Annotated in this window: 14 protein-coding genes and 1 pseudogene; 12 read left to right on the top strand and 3 right to left on the bottom strand. The window is 66.7% G+C overall.

Annotated features, from left to right (window positions below):
* The 4 genes and pseudogenes from HMPREF2924_RS31745 to HMPREF2924_RS31730 all read left to right on the top strand — a co-directional run.
* Positions 1-363 (top strand): annotated as a pseudogene (locus HMPREF2924_RS31745) (chemotaxis protein); the annotation flags it as partial.
* A 317-nt stretch (positions 364-680) separates the two neighbouring features.
* Positions 681-1,796 (top strand): N-acetylglucosaminyl phosphatidylglycerol synthase, encoded by a 1,116-nt coding sequence (locus HMPREF2924_RS31740; RefSeq protein WP_003134633.1) that lies wholly within the window; start codon positions 681-683, stop codon positions 1,794-1,796.
* Positions 1,789-2,550: an N-acetylglucosaminyl phosphatidylglycerol deacetylase gene (locus tag HMPREF2924_RS31735; protein WP_003134635.1), complete on the top strand. Its 762-nt coding sequence runs from the start codon at positions 1,789-1,791 to the stop codon at positions 2,548-2,550. The genes HMPREF2924_RS31740 and HMPREF2924_RS31735 overlap by 8 nt, the downstream gene beginning before the upstream one ends.
* Positions 2,547-3,548, top strand: a complete 1,002-nt coding sequence (locus tag HMPREF2924_RS31730; RefSeq protein WP_003093885.1) for a glucosaminyl phosphatidylglycerol flippase — start codon at positions 2,547-2,549, stop codon at positions 3,546-3,548. The genes HMPREF2924_RS31735 and HMPREF2924_RS31730 overlap by 4 nt, the downstream gene beginning before the upstream one ends.
* On the opposite strand, the gene HMPREF2924_RS31725 is transcribed toward HMPREF2924_RS31730, so the two are convergent.
* Entirely contained in the window at positions 3,523-3,735 is a 213-nt protein-coding gene (locus HMPREF2924_RS31725; RefSeq protein ID WP_023094984.1) for a hypothetical protein, read from the bottom strand. The two genes, HMPREF2924_RS31730 and HMPREF2924_RS31725, sit on opposite strands and share 26 nt — an antisense overlap.
* A gap of 49 nt (positions 3,736-3,784) precedes the next feature.
* Positions 3,785-4,636: a formyltetrahydrofolate deformylase gene (gene purU / locus HMPREF2924_RS31720; RefSeq protein ID WP_003101174.1), complete on the bottom strand. Its 852-nt coding sequence runs from the start codon at positions 4,634-4,636 to the stop codon at positions 3,785-3,787.
* Positions 4,637-4,895: 259 nt separating this feature from the next.
* Between purU and mvaT the strand changes: the two genes are divergently transcribed.
* Positions 4,896-5,270 carry a histone-like nucleoid-structuring protein MvaT gene (mvaT, locus tag HMPREF2924_RS31715; RefSeq protein ID WP_003093888.1) on the top strand — a complete coding sequence of 125 codons (375 nt, stop codon included), beginning with the start codon at positions 4,896-4,898 and terminating at the stop codon, positions 5,268-5,270.
* Positions 5,271-5,354: 84 nt separating this feature from the next.
* Here the strand turns inward: mvaT and sbcB are convergent, their stop codons facing one another.
* Entirely contained in the window at positions 5,355-6,797 is a 1,443-nt protein-coding gene (gene sbcB / locus HMPREF2924_RS31710) for an exodeoxyribonuclease I (RefSeq protein ID WP_003120852.1), read from the bottom strand.
* A gap of 224 nt (positions 6,798-7,021) precedes the next feature.
* Between sbcB and HMPREF2924_RS31705 the strand changes: the two genes are divergently transcribed.
* The 7 genes from HMPREF2924_RS31705 to HMPREF2924_RS31675 are packed head-to-tail and all read left to right on the top strand — an operon-like array spanning position 7,022 to position 14,729.
* Complete coding sequence (locus HMPREF2924_RS31705; protein WP_003101171.1) at positions 7,022-7,759, top strand: hypothetical protein; 738 nt, start codon at positions 7,022-7,024, stop codon at positions 7,757-7,759.
* 37 nt (positions 7,760-7,796) lie between these two features.
* Positions 7,797-8,594 (top strand): RDD family protein, encoded by a 798-nt coding sequence (locus HMPREF2924_RS31700; RefSeq protein ID WP_003134638.1) that lies wholly within the window; start codon positions 7,797-7,799, stop codon positions 8,592-8,594.
* On the top strand, positions 8,591-9,571 hold the full coding sequence (locus HMPREF2924_RS31695) for a stage II sporulation protein M (protein ID WP_003134640.1): 981 nt from the start codon (positions 8,591-8,593) through the stop codon (positions 9,569-9,571). The genes HMPREF2924_RS31700 and HMPREF2924_RS31695 overlap by 4 nt, the downstream gene beginning before the upstream one ends.
* Positions 9,558-11,129, top strand: coding sequence for a DUF4129 domain-containing protein (locus HMPREF2924_RS31690; protein WP_003134642.1), 1,572 nt, complete (start codon positions 9,558-9,560; stop codon positions 11,127-11,129). Before HMPREF2924_RS31695 ends, HMPREF2924_RS31690 begins: the two co-directional genes overlap by 14 nt.
* Complete coding sequence (locus tag HMPREF2924_RS31685; RefSeq protein WP_003134644.1) at positions 11,126-12,397, top strand: DUF4350 domain-containing protein; 1,272 nt, start codon at positions 11,126-11,128, stop codon at positions 12,395-12,397. The genes HMPREF2924_RS31690 and HMPREF2924_RS31685 overlap by 4 nt, the downstream gene beginning before the upstream one ends.
* Entirely contained in the window at positions 12,394-13,401 is a 1,008-nt protein-coding gene (locus tag HMPREF2924_RS31680) for an AAA family ATPase (protein ID WP_003093896.1), read from the top strand. Before HMPREF2924_RS31685 ends, HMPREF2924_RS31680 begins: the two co-directional genes overlap by 4 nt.
* The gene (locus tag HMPREF2924_RS31675) at positions 13,398-14,729 is read left to right on the top strand and encodes a DUF58 domain-containing protein (RefSeq protein WP_003110040.1); all 1,332 of its coding nucleotides are present in this window, start codon (positions 13,398-13,400) and stop codon (positions 14,727-14,729) included. The genes HMPREF2924_RS31680 and HMPREF2924_RS31675 overlap by 4 nt, the downstream gene beginning before the upstream one ends.
* Positions 14,730-14,732: the final 3 nt, after the last annotated feature.

The following is a 14,732-nucleotide window of genomic DNA, read 5'->3' as shown; positions in this document are numbered from 1 at the left end:
GAGTCGGCCCAGCAGATCCAGAAGATGATCGAGGAACTGCAGATCGGCGCCCAGGAAGCGGTCAGCACCATGACCGAGAGTCAGCGCTACAGCCTTGAAAGCGTGGAGATCGCCAACCGTGCCGGCGAACGCCTGAGCAGCGTCACCGGACGGATCGCCGAGATCGACGGGATGAACCAGTCGGTGGCCACCGCCACCGAGGAGCAGACCGCGGTGGTCGATTCGCTGAACATGGACATCACCGAGATCAACACCCTCAACCAGGAAGGCGTGGAGAACCTCCAGGCCACCCTGCGCGCCTGCGGCGAGCTGGAAACCCAGGCCGGGCGCCTGCGCCAGCTGGTGGACAGCTTCAAGATCTGAGCACTGCCCGAGCCGTAGCCGAACCGGCGGATAATCGCGCCGCGGCTATCCGCCCTGCCCCCGGCCATTCGTAGGGTGAACAACGCCAACGGCGTTGTTCACCCTTATCCTGCCAGGATGCCTCCCGAGGCATGCCTTCCTCTCCGCCCGCTCCCTCTGCGACCTATTCCCGCGCTGGCTGCCCCGAACGCGCCGGCTCGCGCTTTCTTTCCTAGACTTGAAGCTACCCATGGCTCCCGCACACCGTTCGAACGACTGCCGGCGCCGGTGGTCCACTGAGTGGCAGAAGGAACAAGCTCAACGGAGGAAGGCCCATCGTGCACATCGCCGATATGACCATGTTCTACGCGCCTGCCAGCGGGGGGGTACGCACCTATCTCGAAGCCAAGCATCGCCATCTCTGGCACTATCCCGGCATTCGCCACAGCGTGCTGGTTCCTGGCGCCGGCTATCGCCAGGCGAACGGCATCCACGAGGTGCCGGCGCCGCCGCTGCCATTCGGCAATGGCTACCGCTTCCCTCTCCGTCGCGGCCCCTGGCGCAAGGTGCTGCGCAATCTGCAACCGGACCTGATCGAGGTCGGCGACCCGTACCTCACCGCCTGGGCGGCGCTCGACGCGCGACGTCGGCTGGACGTGCCGGTGATCGGCTTCTACCACTCCGACCTGCCGCTGCTGGTGAGCAATCGCATGGGCGCCTGGCTCGGCACCAACGCGGACAACTACGTCAGCAAGCTGTACGGCCACTTCGACCGGGTCCTGGCCCCCAGCCGGGTGATGGCGGAAAAGCTGATGCGCCTGGGCGTCGCCGACGTGCATGTACAACCGCTGGGCGTCGACCTCGTCACCTTCCATCCGAGCAACCGAGATCCGGGGCTGCGCCAGGAACTCGGCCTGGACGAGGAAACCCGCCTGCTGGTGTTCGCCGGGCGCGGTTCGCGGGAAAAGAACCTGCCGGTACTGCTCAACGCCATCCAGCGCCTCGGCGACGGCTATCACCTGTTGCTGGTGGGTTCCAACATGCCGACCCGGGTACCGCGCAACACCAGCGTGGTCGACCATTTCTGCGACAGCCGCGAAGTCGCCCGCCTGCTGGCGAGCAGCGACGCGCTGCTGCACGCCGGCGACCAGGAGACCTTCGGCCTGGTCGCACTCGAAGCGATGGCCAGCGGCATTCCGGTGGTGGCGGTGCGCGCCGGGGCACTGGCGGAAATAGTCCCGGAGCGTTGCGGCGTGCTCTGCGCGCCGAACAACGGCGACGCCATGGCCTGCGCGGTGCGCGAACTGTTCAGCCACGACGTCGAGCTGCGCGGCCAGCGCGCCCGCCGTCACGTCGAGCGCCAGCATGCCTGGGACGCGGTGGTCGCCGGCCTGCTCCTGCACTACCACGCGGTACTCGGCGACAGCGAGGCGAGGTTCCCGCGCTATGGCTGAACGCAGCCTGCTGCTGGTGTTGCACGACGTGGCCCCGGAAACCTGGCCGGACTACCGGCCCTTCGTCGAGGCCGTGGACGCGCTCGGCCAGGTCCCCATGACCTGGCTGGTAGTGCCCGATTTCCACCATCGCAACCCGCTGGAAGCCGACGTAAAGTTCTGCGAACTGCTCTCGCGGCGGGTGGCCCGGGGTGACGAACTGGCTCTCCACGGCTTCTATCACTACGATGACGCCCCACCACCGCGTACTCCAGGGCAATACTTCATGCGTCGCATCTACACCTGGGAGGGAGAGTTCTATGCCCTCGACCACGCCGAGGCCAAGGCCCGCCTGGCCGCCGGCATCGAACTGTTCCGCCGCCGCGGATGGCCGCTGCACGGTTTCGTCGCGCCGGCCTGGCTGATGAGCGCCGGCACCCGCCAGGCGCTCGGCGAGAGCGGACTGCGCTACACCAGCGACCCGTCCAACCTCTACCGGCTTCCCCACCTGCAACCGATCGAGGCCCCCGGTCTGGTCTGGAGCGCGCGCAGTGCCTGGCGTCGCGGCCTCTCCTGGGCGCTCAGCGAGCAGCGCCGGCGGGCCTGGCGCGCAGCGCCGGTGATCCGCCTCGGACTCCATCCGGTCGACATGCGCCATCGCTTTTCCCGCGAATACTGGCTGCGTACCCTGCGCACCCTGCTGTCCGAGGGGCGCCAGCCGCTGACCAAGATCGACTGGCTGGAGCGCCGCCTCGCCCTGGACCACGCGGCATGAGTCGAGGCTGGTTACTGCTGTTCGGTTTGATCGGTGCCTCGCTGATTCCGCTGGTGCTCGGCGGCAGCGACATGTTCTCGCGCTTGCGCGCCTTCCCGCTGGACAGCCTGCTGCTGATGTTCGGCATGATCGTGGTCTGCTGGTTCATCAACGGCCTACGCCTGCGCTTGCTGCTCGCCGGGCGCGCCGGCAAGCTCGGGCAATTGCAGAGCGTCGGCATCATCATGGCCAGCGAATTCGCCTTCTGCGCCACTCCGGGCGGCAGCGGCGGGCCGTTGACCCTGATGGCGTTGCTGGCCCGGCGCGGCCTGCGCCCGGCGCAGACCAGCGCGGTGTTCGCGGTCGACCAGTTGGCCGACCTGACGTTCTTCCTCTGCGCCCTCGGCGCGATCCTGATCTATGCCCTCAGCCATTCGCTGAGCCCGAACATGGAATCGAGCCTGATCTTCAGCGCGGTATTCCTGGTCGGCCTGTTCGTCGGCGCGGTAATGCTGATCCGCTACCTGCACCAGGTGATCCGCTTCAACGGGCGGGTTCTGGCGCGGCTCGGCGTGTCATCGCGCAAGCGCCTGCACTGGGGCCGCAAGATCCTGCATTTCCGCATTGCCCTGCACGACAGCCTGCGCCTGCCGAAACGACGCCTGCTGGCGGTCTTCCTTCTCAGCAGTACGCACTGGCTGCTGCGCTTCAGCGTGCTCGACCTGACCCTGCGCGGCCTGGGAGTGGACATCCAGTGGGCCTGGACCTTCCTGATCCAGATGGTCTCGCTCAGCGCCGGACAGCTATCGCTGATCCCCGGCGGCGCCGGCGGCACCGAGCTGACCTCGGCGGCCCTGCTGGCCCCCATGATCGGCAAGTCGACGGCGGCGGCGGCCATCGTCATCTGGCGAGCGGTGACCTTCTATTTCTACCTCGTCGCCGGCGGCCCGGTGTTCGCCGTGCTCGCCGGACGTCCGCTGCTGAAGAAGCTGATCAGCAGTCGCGAGGCTTCTTCCTGAGCGTATCCTCGGCGTCAGCCTCGCCCGTCTCGCTGACGCTCTCCTGGATACGCCGCCAGAGTTCGGCCGCGTCGGGAAACTCGGTTCCGTCCTCGTCGCCGAGGGCGTCGATGTCGTAACGGCTGGTGCAACCCTCGCCGAGGGTCGGTGGCGGGCTGGCGGTGCCCGCCGACCTGGGATCGCTCATGTTCGTTCCTCCGGGTGCCGACCCCGGCCGGCATTCCAGGGAAGCCGACTCAGTCGAACACCACCGTCTTGTTGCCGTGTACCAGTACGCGGTCTTCCAGGTGATAGCGCAGTCCGCGCGCGAGCACCAGTTTTTCCACATCCTTGCCCAGCCGCACCATGTCTTCGACGTTGTCGCGGTGAGTGACCCGCACCACGTCCTGCTCGATGATCGGACCGGCATCCAGTTCCTCGGTCACGTAATGGCTGGTCGCGCCGATCAGCTTGACCCCGCGCTTCGACGCCTGGTGATACGGCTTGGCGCCGATGAAGGACGGCAGGAAGCTGTGGTGGATGTTGATCACCTGGTGGGCGTACTTGCGGCACAGGTCCGGCGGCAGGATCTGCATGTAGCGAGCCAGGACGATGCAGTCGGCGCCATGTTCGTCGATCAGCCGGGAAACTTCATCGAAAGCCGGCTGCTTGTCCTGCGGATCGACGGGAACGTGGAAATACGGGATACCGTGCCACTCGACCATGCTGCGCAGGTCGTCGTGGTTGGCGATCACGCAGGGAATCTCGCAGTCCAGTTCGCCGCTGTGCCAGCGGTGCAGCAGATCGGCCAGGCAATGGGACTCCTTGCTGGCCATCAGCACCACGCGCTTCTTCACCTCGGAATCGGTGATCCGCCATTCCATGGAGAATTCGCGGGCGATCGGGGCGAAAGCCTGGCGGAAGCCATCCAGGTCGAACGGCAGAGAGTCGGCACGGATCTCGTGGCGCATGAAGAACCAGCCGTTATCGTTGTCGGAATGATGGCTGGCTTCGGTGATCCAGCCATTGTAGGTGGCCAGGAAGTTACTCACCTTGGCAACGATCCCGACCCCGTCGGGACAGGCGATCACCAGCCGAAAAGTGCGCATGGGTATACTCCAGAAACATCGCGAAAGGCCGCCATTCTAGCGGCATGGCGGGAAAAGTTCAGCCTCGGCGAAGGCCTTTCGACAGGCTGTTGCGCGAGAGAATAAACCCGCACAACAGGGCAATCCCGATGCGGAATTAATTACTTTGAATTTCATCGAGAAAAGTTTTCATCGCGGTTTACTTACAGTTTCGCCCTGACTATTATTGAATCTACTTACATGCCCGCCACCGCCACTCAGCACAGACAAGGTACCTGACATGTCCCTGATCAACGAATATCGCGCCACGGAAGAAGCCATCAAGGAACTTCAGGAGCGCCTGAAGTCCCTGGAACAAGACGACAAACTGAAAAAAGAACTGGAATTCGAAGAGAAGCTGCGCACGCTGATGGGCACTTACCAGAAGTCCCTGCGTGACGTGATTTCCCTGCTCGATCCGGACGCCAAGATCGGCAAGAGCACCCGCACCGCCAAGGCGCCTGCCGGCAAGCGCGCGCGCAAGGTCAAGCAGTACAAGAACCCGCACACCGGCGAAGTCATCGAGACCAAGGGCGGCAACCACAAGACTTTGAAAGAGTGGAAAGCCAAGTGGGGCCCCGAGGCCGTCGAGAGCTGGGCCACCCTGCTCGGCTAAACCAGTCAGTTCCACGAAGAACGCCAGCCCAGTGCTGGCGTTTTTCATTTCCGCCGGATCGTACCGACTCCTCTGCCTGCGTCCTCAAGTCTCCAGCGAATAGCGTTGACGCAGTTCCGCGGCGTAATCGCGCCAGGCCGCAAGTACCGCCGGCAATGTGCCGCCCTGCTCTTGCCGACAAGCCTCCAGCGCCGCCTCGAAGGCCGGCAAAGTATTCGGTGCGCCGTATTCTTCATGGGACAAACGATTGCGGCAGAAGCTTTCCCATTGTTGGCGCTCGGCGACATTTAAAGTTTCCGGGAAATTTCGCGCACGATAGCGGAAGAACAACTCCTGCAAGCGGGCATCGTCGAAGGGCCATTGTTCTTTGGCCAATTGCTCCGGTTCGGCAAGGCGCAGCTGTTCACAAAGGCGTCGATCCCGATCGCCAATAAATCCGTCATACAACTGTTGCTCGGGGTCGTCGCTGGCGGAGAAACTTTCTTCGCCATATAGCGCTGTCAGTTTGTCCGCCCAGACGGTTTGATGCTGGCGCAACAACTCGGCTTTTCGCTGGCACTCCTCGAGTTCGATGCCGGTTCGCTGGCGATCCTCGGCGCGCAATACCGACAGCGGCGCCACCACCGGGCAACGGTTGACCTGGATCTGCTTCAGCGGCACCGGCAACTCGCCCTCGGCCAGTTCGTCGCGACGGGTATACAGGCGCCTGCGCAAGTCCTCGGCCGACAACTCCAGCAGCGGCGCGGGATCGGCGCAGAGGTCGCAGACGATCAGGGCATTGCGGTTGCGCGGGTGCCAGGCCAGCGGCAGGACCACCGAGAGGAAATGGCGCTCCGCGGAAAAGCGTCCGGAGACATGCACCAGCGGCTGCAGCAGGCGCACCTGGTCGAGCACCTTGTGCTTGCTGCGCAACTGGTAGAGGTAATCGTACAGGCGCGGCTGGCGCTGACGGATCAGGCGGGCCAGGGCAATGGTGGCGCGGACATCGGAAAGCGCGTCGTGGGCCTGGCCATGCTCCAGGCCGTTCGCCGCGGTGAGCATTTCCAGCTTCAGCGACAGCCGGCCGTCCAGCTGCGGCCACTGGATGCCCTCCGGGCGCAGGGCATAGGCGGTACGGACCATGTCGATCAGGTCCCAGCGGCTATTGCCGCCTTGCCACTCGCGTGCGTAGGGATCGAAGAAGTTGCGGTACAGGCTGTAGCGCGTCACTTCGTCGTCGAAGCGCAGGGAGTTGTAGCCGGCCACGCAGGTCGCCGGCTGCGCCAGCTGGGCGTGTACCCGGGTCATGAAGTCGGCCTCGGACAGCCCCCGCTCGGCCAGCCGCTGGGGAGTGATGCCGGTGATCAGGCAAGCCATAGGGTGGGGCAGGATATCGTCGCTGGGACGGCAATACAGGTTCATCGGCTCGCCGATCTCGTTCAGCGCCTCGTCCGTGCGGATCCCGGCGATCTGCAACGGCCGGTCGCGGCGGGGGTCGATGCCGGTGGTTTCGTAGTCGTACCAAAAAATACTCGCGTTCACGGTCATTCCCTTTCTGGCGGCACCGGGCAGTCTACCAGTGACTGCCGCGAAGCTCGCGACCCACTTCGGGGATTTCCAGGTTTTCCAACGAACTCACGGAAAGCGCCGTAGGCACATCCCGCCAGGGCGCGTCAGTGCGCATATCTGCCATCCGAACCTTGCGTTGTCCCCTCCGCCCTCGCTAGCATTCCGCTCGCACGGATGCCCGTTTCACTGACAAGGACAGCACCATGAACGACACCAGCAATCCCTACGCTACCCCCGCCAGCGCCCTGCAACCGACCCAGGCGGTGCCGCCGGTCATCGGCGACTACGACTTCCGCATCGGCGACGTGATCAGCGAAGCCTGGGCCAAGATCAAGGGCGTCAAAGGCATCCTGATCGGCGCCTTCGTGGTCTACAGCGTGGTGATCCAGACCATCACCTTCATCCTCACCCTGCTCTTCGGCGGTATCGGCCTGATGAGCGAGGCCGATCCCATCGCCTTCGCGGTCGGCCAGATGATCGCCAGCCTGGTCGCCACGGCGGTGGGCTACCCGTTCTTCACCGGCCTGACCATGATCGGCATCCGCCGCGCCGCCGACCAGCCGGCGACCTTCAACGAAATGTTCAACTACTTCGGCATGCTGGTGCCGCTGCTGCTCACCGGCCTGCTGATGATGCTGATGGTCTACGTCGGCTTCTTCCTGCTGATCATCCCCGGCCTCTACCTGAGCGTCGCCTACATGCTCGCCCTGCCGCTGGTGGCCGAGCGCGGCCTGACGCCCTGGCAGGCCCTGGAAACCTCGCGCAAGGCCATCAGCCGCCACTGGTTCAAGGTGTTCGGCCTGCTGCTGGTGCTGAGCCTGCTGATGCTGGTGAGCATGATCCCGCTGTTCATCGGCCTGATCTGGACCGGCCCGCTGTTCGTCGTTTCCATGGGTATTCTCTACCGCACCATCTTCGGCGTTCGCCCGCTGGGCAACTGAGGTGCAGACCGGGCCGTCGCGGCGGCCCGGTTGCCTGATGACGCCACGCTGGCTAGCATCTGACTTTCCCCGACACGGCCCCCCGATGCCACCGAACGCAGCCGCCCGCCTCGTCGCGCCCGCCCCCCGGCCAGGCGCCGAGGTCCTCGACACCCACTACCACGTGGAAACGCCGGAAGGCATCGACCTGCTCCTGCGTCCCGCCGGCGTCGTCCCCCGGGCCCTGGCCTATACCATCGACCTCTGCATCCGCGGCCTGATCATGCTGGTGCTGATGCTCGGCCTGGCGTTCCTCGGCAAGCTCGGCGCCGGCCTCGGCCTGCTGCTGACCTTCGTCATGACCTGGTGGTACATGGTCCTCTTCGAGGTGCTCAACCAGGGCCGCTCGCCCGGCAAGCAGATGATGGGACTGCGCGTCGTCCACGACGACGGCACTCCGGTGGGCTGGGCCGCGTCGCTGCTGCGCAACCTGCTGCGCTTCGCCGACATCCTGCCCTTCGGCTACGCCCTCGGTCTGCTCTGTTGCCTGAACCATCCGGCCTTCAAGCGCCTGGGCGACATCGCCGCCGGCACCCTGGTGGTCTACCGCGAACCCGAACTGAGCCGGCCCAGCCTGCCTGACGTCGAGCCGCAACTGCCGCCCTTCCCCATGAGCCTGGAAGAACAGCGCGCTTTCCTCGGCTTCGCCGAACGCGGCGCGGCGCTTTCCTCGGCACGCCGCGAGGAACTGGCGGGCATTCTCGCCGAACCGCTGGGCGTCGAGCCGGTACGCGCCCAGGCCGAGATCAACGGCATCGCCCGTGGCTTTCTCGGCCTGCGCCAGGAGAGCGCATGAAACAGAGCCTCTTCGAACAGCGCCACCAGGCCGCCTGGCAACGCTTCGACAAACGCCTCGCCTTTCTCGAGAAAGGCAAGAAGCTGGAAGGCTCCAGCGACGACTTCGCCGCCGATTACCGGCGCCTCTGCCAGCAACTGGCGCTGGCCCAGGAGCGCGGCTACAGCAGTCACCTGATCGACCAGTTGCAGCAACTGGCGATGCGCGGCCACCAGCAGTTCTACCGGCACCGCAGCCAGCTCGGCAGCCGCATCCTCGGCTTCCTGCTCGCCGGCCTGCCGCGCCTGGTCCGCGAGGAGTGGCGCAGCATCGCCGTGGCCAGCCTGCTGTTCTACGGCAGCGCCCTGCTCATGGGGCTGCTGGTCTATCACTTTCCCGACCTGATCTACAGCGTGGTCAGCCCGGACAAGGTCAGCGAGATGGAGTCTATGTACGCCCCGGAAACCACCCGCCTGGGTCCGTTGGGGGCACGCGACACCAGCGACGACTGGGAAATGTTCGGCTTCTACATCATGAACAACATCGGCATCGCCTTTCAGACCTTCGCCAGCGGCGTGCTGCTGGGACTCGGCAGCCTGTTCTTCCTGCTGTTCAATGGCCTGATGATCGGTTCGGTGGCCGGCCACCTGACGCAGATTGGCTACGTGCAGACCTTCTGGCCCTTCGTCATCGGCCACGGCGCGTTCGAACTGACCGCCATCACCTTCGCCGGCGCCGCCGGCCTCAAGCTCGGCTGGGCGCTGCTCGCGCCAGGTCGCCTGACCCGCGGCGAAGCCCTGCGGCTGGCCGCCCGGCGCAGCGTGCAACTGATCGCCGGGGTGATCGTGCTGTTGCTGCTGGCGGCCTTCACCGAGGCCTATTGGTCTTCCATCAGTCATTTCGAGCCGCGGGTGAAGTACGCGGTCGGCGCGGTCCTCTGGCTGCTGGTCGGCAGCTACTTCCTGTTCGCCGGACGGAGCCGCCATGCGCCTGACTGACGCCAGCGTGGCGATCCGCCCGCGCAGCGCCTGGGAAGCGCTCGACCTCGGCATCCTCCTGGCGCATCGCCATGCGCGCCTGCTGATGGGCAGTTGGGCATTGCTGACCCTGCCGCTGTTCGCCGTGCTCAGCCTCCTGCTGTGGCAGCATCCAACCCTGGCGATCCTGATCTTCTGGTGGCTCAAGCCGGCCTTCGAACGGCTGCCGCTGTACATTCTCTCGCACGCCCTGTTCGGCGATACGCCAACCCTGAAGCAGGCCCTGCGCGCCTATCCCGCCCTGCTGAGGAAACAGTTGCCGGCCAGCCTGCTGTGGCGCCGCTTCAGTCCGACGCGCAGCTTCGACCTGCCGGTCCTGCAACTGGAAGGGCTCGCCGGGGAGTCCCGCAGCCAGCGCCTGATCGTATTGTCCCAGCGCAACGCCGGCGGCGCGACCTGGCTGACCGTGGTCGGCGTGCACCTGGAAATGGCGCTCTGGGCCGGCTTCGCCATGCTTCTCTATCTGCTGATCCCGGCGCAGAACGAGATCGACTGGAACTGGCAGAGCCTGCTCGACCCGGAAGCCGGCGAGTGGCTCTGGCTGGAGCACCTGTCGAACCTGCTCTACGTCCTGGTGCTGGTAGTCTGGGAGCCGATCTACGTGGCCTGTGGCTTCACCCTCTACCTGAACCGGCGCACCGAACTGGAGGCCTGGGACATCGAGCTGGTGTTCCGCCGCCTGCGCCAGCGTCTGGTCGGCAGCGCCTATGTCCTGCTGCTCGGCCTGGCCGCTTCGCTGGCCTGGCTGCCCGCCCCTTCCACCTACGCCGAGCCGGCGGCCGCCGCCAGCGCCGGCGAAGCCGAGCTACCGCCCGAGCAGGCCCGCCTGCTGCGGCAGAAACTCAACAGCGAACAGGCCGGCAAGCAGATCCGGGCGATCGTCGACGGCGCGCCGTTCAAGAACAGCGAGACCGTTACGGGCTGGCGCTTCGGCGACAAGACCGAGAAAAAGGACAGCCGCAAGGAGGACGAAGAGCGGCTCAAGGCATTCTTCGAGGCCCTGGCCAACTGGGTGCCGTTCCGTCACGCGGCGCAGGTCATCGAAGTGCTGCTCTGGGCGCTGCTGTTCAGCGCGGTGTTCCTGCTGGTCTGGCGCTACCGTGAATGGCTGCGCCTGTTCGTCGGCAACCTGGGCTTGCCGCAACGGGCCCGCCGCGAAGCGCCGACGGTGATGTTCGGCCTCGATCTCAGTCCGGAAAGCCTGCCCGACGACATCGCCGGCAACGCCGAACGGCTCTGGAACGAGAAACCACGGGAAGCCCTCGGCCTGCTCTACCGCGGGCTGCTCAGCCGACTGCTGCATGACTACCGCCTGCCGTTGAAGGGCTCCCATACCGAGGGCGAGGTCCTGCGCCTGGTCGAAGGACTGGAGCAACAACGGCCGCTGCTGCACTACAGCCAACTGCTGACCGCCCAATGGCAGGCGCTCGCCTACGGCCACCGGCTGCCGGCCGACGACGCTCGCCAGCGCCTCTGCGATGGCTGGCGCAGCCTTTTCGCCGCGGGAGCCAAGCCATGATGAGCCGGCGCGCGCGCTTCCTGTTGCTTGCCGTGCTCCTGCTGCTGGCCGGGCTGCTGGCGATCTTCCTGGCCAGCCGCCTGCAACCCTATACGGAGACGATCGACCTCGGCCCATCGCCGGAGGCCCGGCGCAATCCCTACCTGGCCGCCGAACTGTTCCTGCGCAAGCAGGGGGTCACGGTGAGCCGCACCGACGGCCTTGAGGTCCTCAAGGAACTGCCGCCCTCCGGGCATACCCTGCTCCTGCTCGGCAGCCGCTCCGGCATGACTCCCGGCCAGGCTCGCCGCCTGCTGCAATGGAGCGAGCAGGGCGGGCATCTGGTGCTGATCGCCGAACGCCTGTGGGACGAGGACGAGAAGAAGAGCGGCGACCTGCTGCTCGACAGCCTGGATATCCGCCAGTACCTGACCGAGGACTTCGACGACAGCCAGGACCGGGCCAGCGAGGAAACCGCCGACGCCGACGCCGACGAAGGTAGCGTCGACGACCATGCGACCGAAGCGCCGCCGGAGGAAGCCGCCGGCGAGGAAGAAGAGCCCGCCGACAGCGTGCCGGACTATTCCGCACTGACCCGCCTGTACCTGGAAAACGAGCGCTCGCCGGCCTACATCGGCTTCGATCCCGACTACCACCTCTACGATCCGCAGAACCACGCCTACGCCTGGGCCAACAGCGGCGACGCCACCCACCTGTTGCAGATGCAGCACGGCAAGGGCCTGGTCACGGTGCTCACCGACGCCTGGATCTGGCAGAACCGCAACATCGAGCACTACGACAACGCCTGGCTGCTCTGGTACCTGACCCAGGACAACCAGGTGACCCTGCTCTACCGCGCCGAACGCGACAGCCTCGCCACCCTGCTCGCCCGCCACTTCCCCGAGGCCCTGGCGGCAGCGCTGCTGCTGTTGCTCGCTGGCCTGTGGCGCGCAGGGCTGCGCCAGGGTCCCTTGCAGCCGGTGGCCAGCCGTTCGCGCCGGCAACTGGAGGAACACCTGCGCGCCGGCGCCGACTTCCTCCTCCGCCAGCGCGGCCACGTCGCCTTGCTGCACGGTCTGCAACGCGACATCCTGCGCAGGGCGCGGCGTCGCCACCCCGGTTTCGAACAGCTCGGCGTCGCCGAGCAATGGCAGATCCTCGGGCGCATGACCCGCCTGCCACCCAGCGCCATCAGCCAGGCCATGCGCCCATATCCGGCGCAGCGCCTTTCCGCTGCCGACTTCACCCGCCAGGTCGCCCACCTGCAAAGCCTCAGGAATGCCCTATGAGCGAACAGACGCCCGAACAACCGAGCACCGCGCCCAACCCTGCGCTCCAGCGCCAGCGCGCCAGCCAGCTGGCCCAGGCCCTGCGCAGCGAACTGCAGAAAGCCCTGATCGGCCAGGGCGCGGTGATCGACGACGTGCTCACCGCGTTGCTCGCCGGCGGCCACGTGCTGGTGGAAGGCGTGCCGGGGCTCGGCAAGACCCTGCTGGTACGCGCCCTGGCGCGCTGCTTCGACGGCGGCTTCGCGCGCATCCAGTTCACCCCCGACCTGATGCCCAGCGACGTCACCGGCCACGCCGTATACGACCTCGCCAGCGAGCAGTTCAAGCTGCGCAAGGGGCCGGTGTTCACCCACCTGCTGCTGGCGGACGAGATCAACCGCGCGCCGGCCAAGACCCAGGCCGCCCTGCTGGAAGTGATGCAGGAGCGCCAGGTCACCCTGGAAGGACGCGCCCTGCCGGTGCCGCAGCCGTTCATGGTGCTGGCGACGCAGAACCCGATCGAGCAGGAAGGCACCTATCCGCTGCCGGAAGCCGAACTCGACCGCTTCATGCTCAAGCTGCGCATCGATTACCCGGCCGAAGCCGAGGAACAGACCCTGGTGCGCCAGGTGACCCGCTCCGCGCGCAGCGACATGCTCGACGTAGCCAACCTGCGGCCGCTGCTGAAGGACAAGGACGTTCTCGCCCTGCAGCGGATCGCCAGCGACCTGCCGATCGACGACCAGGTCCTCGACTATGCCGTGCGCCTGGCCCGCACCACCCGCAACTGGCCGGGCCTGGCCCTCGGCGCCGGACCTCGCGCGTCGATCGCCCTGGTCCGTTGCGGCCGGGCGCGGGCGCTGCTGCGCGGCGGCGAGTTCGTGGTGCCGGACGACATCAAGGGCTGTGCCCTGGCGGTCCTGCGCCATCGGGTCCGGCTGTCTCCGGAGCTGGACATCGAGGGGCTGTCGGTGGACCAGGTCCTGCAACAGTTGCTCGACCAGGTACCGGCCCCCCGCGTATGAAGCCATCGCGCGCCCTGCTGGCGCTGTTCGCCGCGCTCCTGCTGCTGGCCATCGGCCTGGGCAGCCTGTCGGCGCTCGGCCAGCGGTTGCCTGCGCAACTGCATACATTCTGGTGGGCGGCGCTCGCCGCGCTGCTCCTGCTCGGCCTGCTGGACGCCCTGTGGGCGCGCCGCCAGGCGGTGCCGAAGCTGAGCCGCCAGCTCAGCGGCAACCTGCCGCTGGGGCGCTGGAGCGAAGTGCGCCTGCATCTGCAGCACACCTATCGGCGTCCGGTTCGCCTGACCCTGTTCGATCACCTGCCGGCCGGCATGGATTTCGAGTACCTGCCGCAGGAGGTCGAACTGCGCCCGGGCGAAAGCACCGAGGTCGGCTACCGGGTGCGGCCGCTGAACCGCGGTCACTTCGTGTTTCCCCGCTGCGAGTTGGAACTGCCCAGCCCGCTGCGCCTGTGGCGGCAGCGCCGCTACCTGGAAGCACGCGGCGAGACCCGCGTCTACCCGGACTTCGCCCGCCTCTACGGCGCCGAACTGATGGCGGTCGACCACTGGCTCAACCAGATCGGCGTACGCGGCGGCCAGCGCCGCGGCCTCGGCCTGGAGTTCCACCAGTTGCGCGAATTCCGCGACGGCGACACCCTGCGCCAGATCGACTGGAAGGCCACCGCTCGCAAACGCACGCCGATCGCCCGCGAATACCAGGACGAACGCGACCAGCAGATCCTCTTCCTGCTCGACTGCGGCCGCCGCATGCGCAGCCAGGACGGCGACCTGTCGCACTTCGACCATGCCCTCAACGCCAGCCTGCTGCTGGCCTACGTGGCCCTGCGCCAGGGCGATGCGGTGGGCGCCATGACCTTCGCCGGCGACGACCGCCGGCACCTCCCGCCGGGCAAGGGCAGCGCCCAGCTCGGCGCGCTGCTCAACACCGTCTACGACCTGCAGACCAGCCAGCGTCCCGCCGACTTCCCGGAAGCCGTGCAGGCGGTGCTGTCCCGCCAGCGGCGGCGGGCCCTGGTGATCCTGGTGACCAACCTGCGCGACGAGGACGACGAGGAACTGCTCGGCGCGGTGAAACGCCTGGGCCGCCAGCACCGGGTGCTGGTCGCCAGCCTGCGCGAGGAAGTGCTCGACACCCTGCGCCAGGAGCCGGTCGCCCGCTATGAGCAGGCGCTCGCCTACACCGGCACCATCGACTACCTGAATGCGCGCAACGGCCTCCACGAGAAGCTCGCGGCCCACGGCGTGCCAGTGCTCGATGCGCGTCCCAGCGAACTCGGGCCGGAGCTGATCAGCCGCTACCTGGGCTGGAAGCGCGCCGGCGTGCTTTGACGG

The sequence above is a fragment of the Pseudomonas sp. HMSC063H08 genome, from assembly GCF_001813645.1.
Lineage (GTDB): Bacteria > Pseudomonadota > Gammaproteobacteria > Pseudomonadales > Pseudomonadaceae > Pseudomonas > Pseudomonas aeruginosa.
This window is presented reverse-complemented; position numbering and strand designations above follow the sequence as displayed.

Coding starts and splice junctions, on each gene's coding strand:
- HMPREF2924_RS31735 (WP_003134635.1), top strand. CDS start 1,789: ATGGCTGAACGCAGCCTGCTGCTGGTGTTGCACGACGTGGCCCCGGAA.
- HMPREF2924_RS31730 (WP_003093885.1), top strand. CDS start 2,547: ATGAGTCGAGGCTGGTTACTGCTGTTCGGTTTGATCGGTGCCTCGCTG.
- HMPREF2924_RS31725 (WP_023094984.1), bottom strand. CDS start 3,735: ATGAGCGATCCCAGGTCGGCGGGCACCGCCAGCCCGCCACCGACCCTC.
- purU (WP_003101174.1), bottom strand. CDS start 4,636: ATGCGCACTTTTCGGCTGGTGATCGCCTGTCCCGACGGGGTCGGGATC.
- mvaT (WP_003093888.1), top strand. CDS start 4,896: ATGTCCCTGATCAACGAATATCGCGCCACGGAAGAAGCCATCAAGGAA.
- sbcB (WP_003120852.1), bottom strand. CDS start 6,797: ATGACCGTGAACGCGAGTATTTTTTGGTACGACTACGAAACCACCGGC.
- HMPREF2924_RS31705 (WP_003101171.1), top strand. CDS start 7,022: ATGAACGACACCAGCAATCCCTACGCTACCCCCGCCAGCGCCCTGCAA.
- HMPREF2924_RS31700 (WP_003134638.1), top strand. CDS start 7,797: ATGACGCCACGCTGGCTAGCATCTGACTTTCCCCGACACGGCCCCCCG.
- HMPREF2924_RS31695 (WP_003134640.1), top strand. CDS start 8,591: ATGAAACAGAGCCTCTTCGAACAGCGCCACCAGGCCGCCTGGCAACGC.
- HMPREF2924_RS31690 (WP_003134642.1), top strand. CDS start 9,558: ATGCGCCTGACTGACGCCAGCGTGGCGATCCGCCCGCGCAGCGCCTGG.
- HMPREF2924_RS31685 (WP_003134644.1), top strand. CDS start 11,126: ATGATGAGCCGGCGCGCGCGCTTCCTGTTGCTTGCCGTGCTCCTGCTG.
- HMPREF2924_RS31680 (WP_003093896.1), top strand. CDS start 12,394: ATGAGCGAACAGACGCCCGAACAACCGAGCACCGCGCCCAACCCTGCG.
- HMPREF2924_RS31675 (WP_003110040.1), top strand. CDS start 13,398: ATGAAGCCATCGCGCGCCCTGCTGGCGCTGTTCGCCGCGCTCCTGCTG.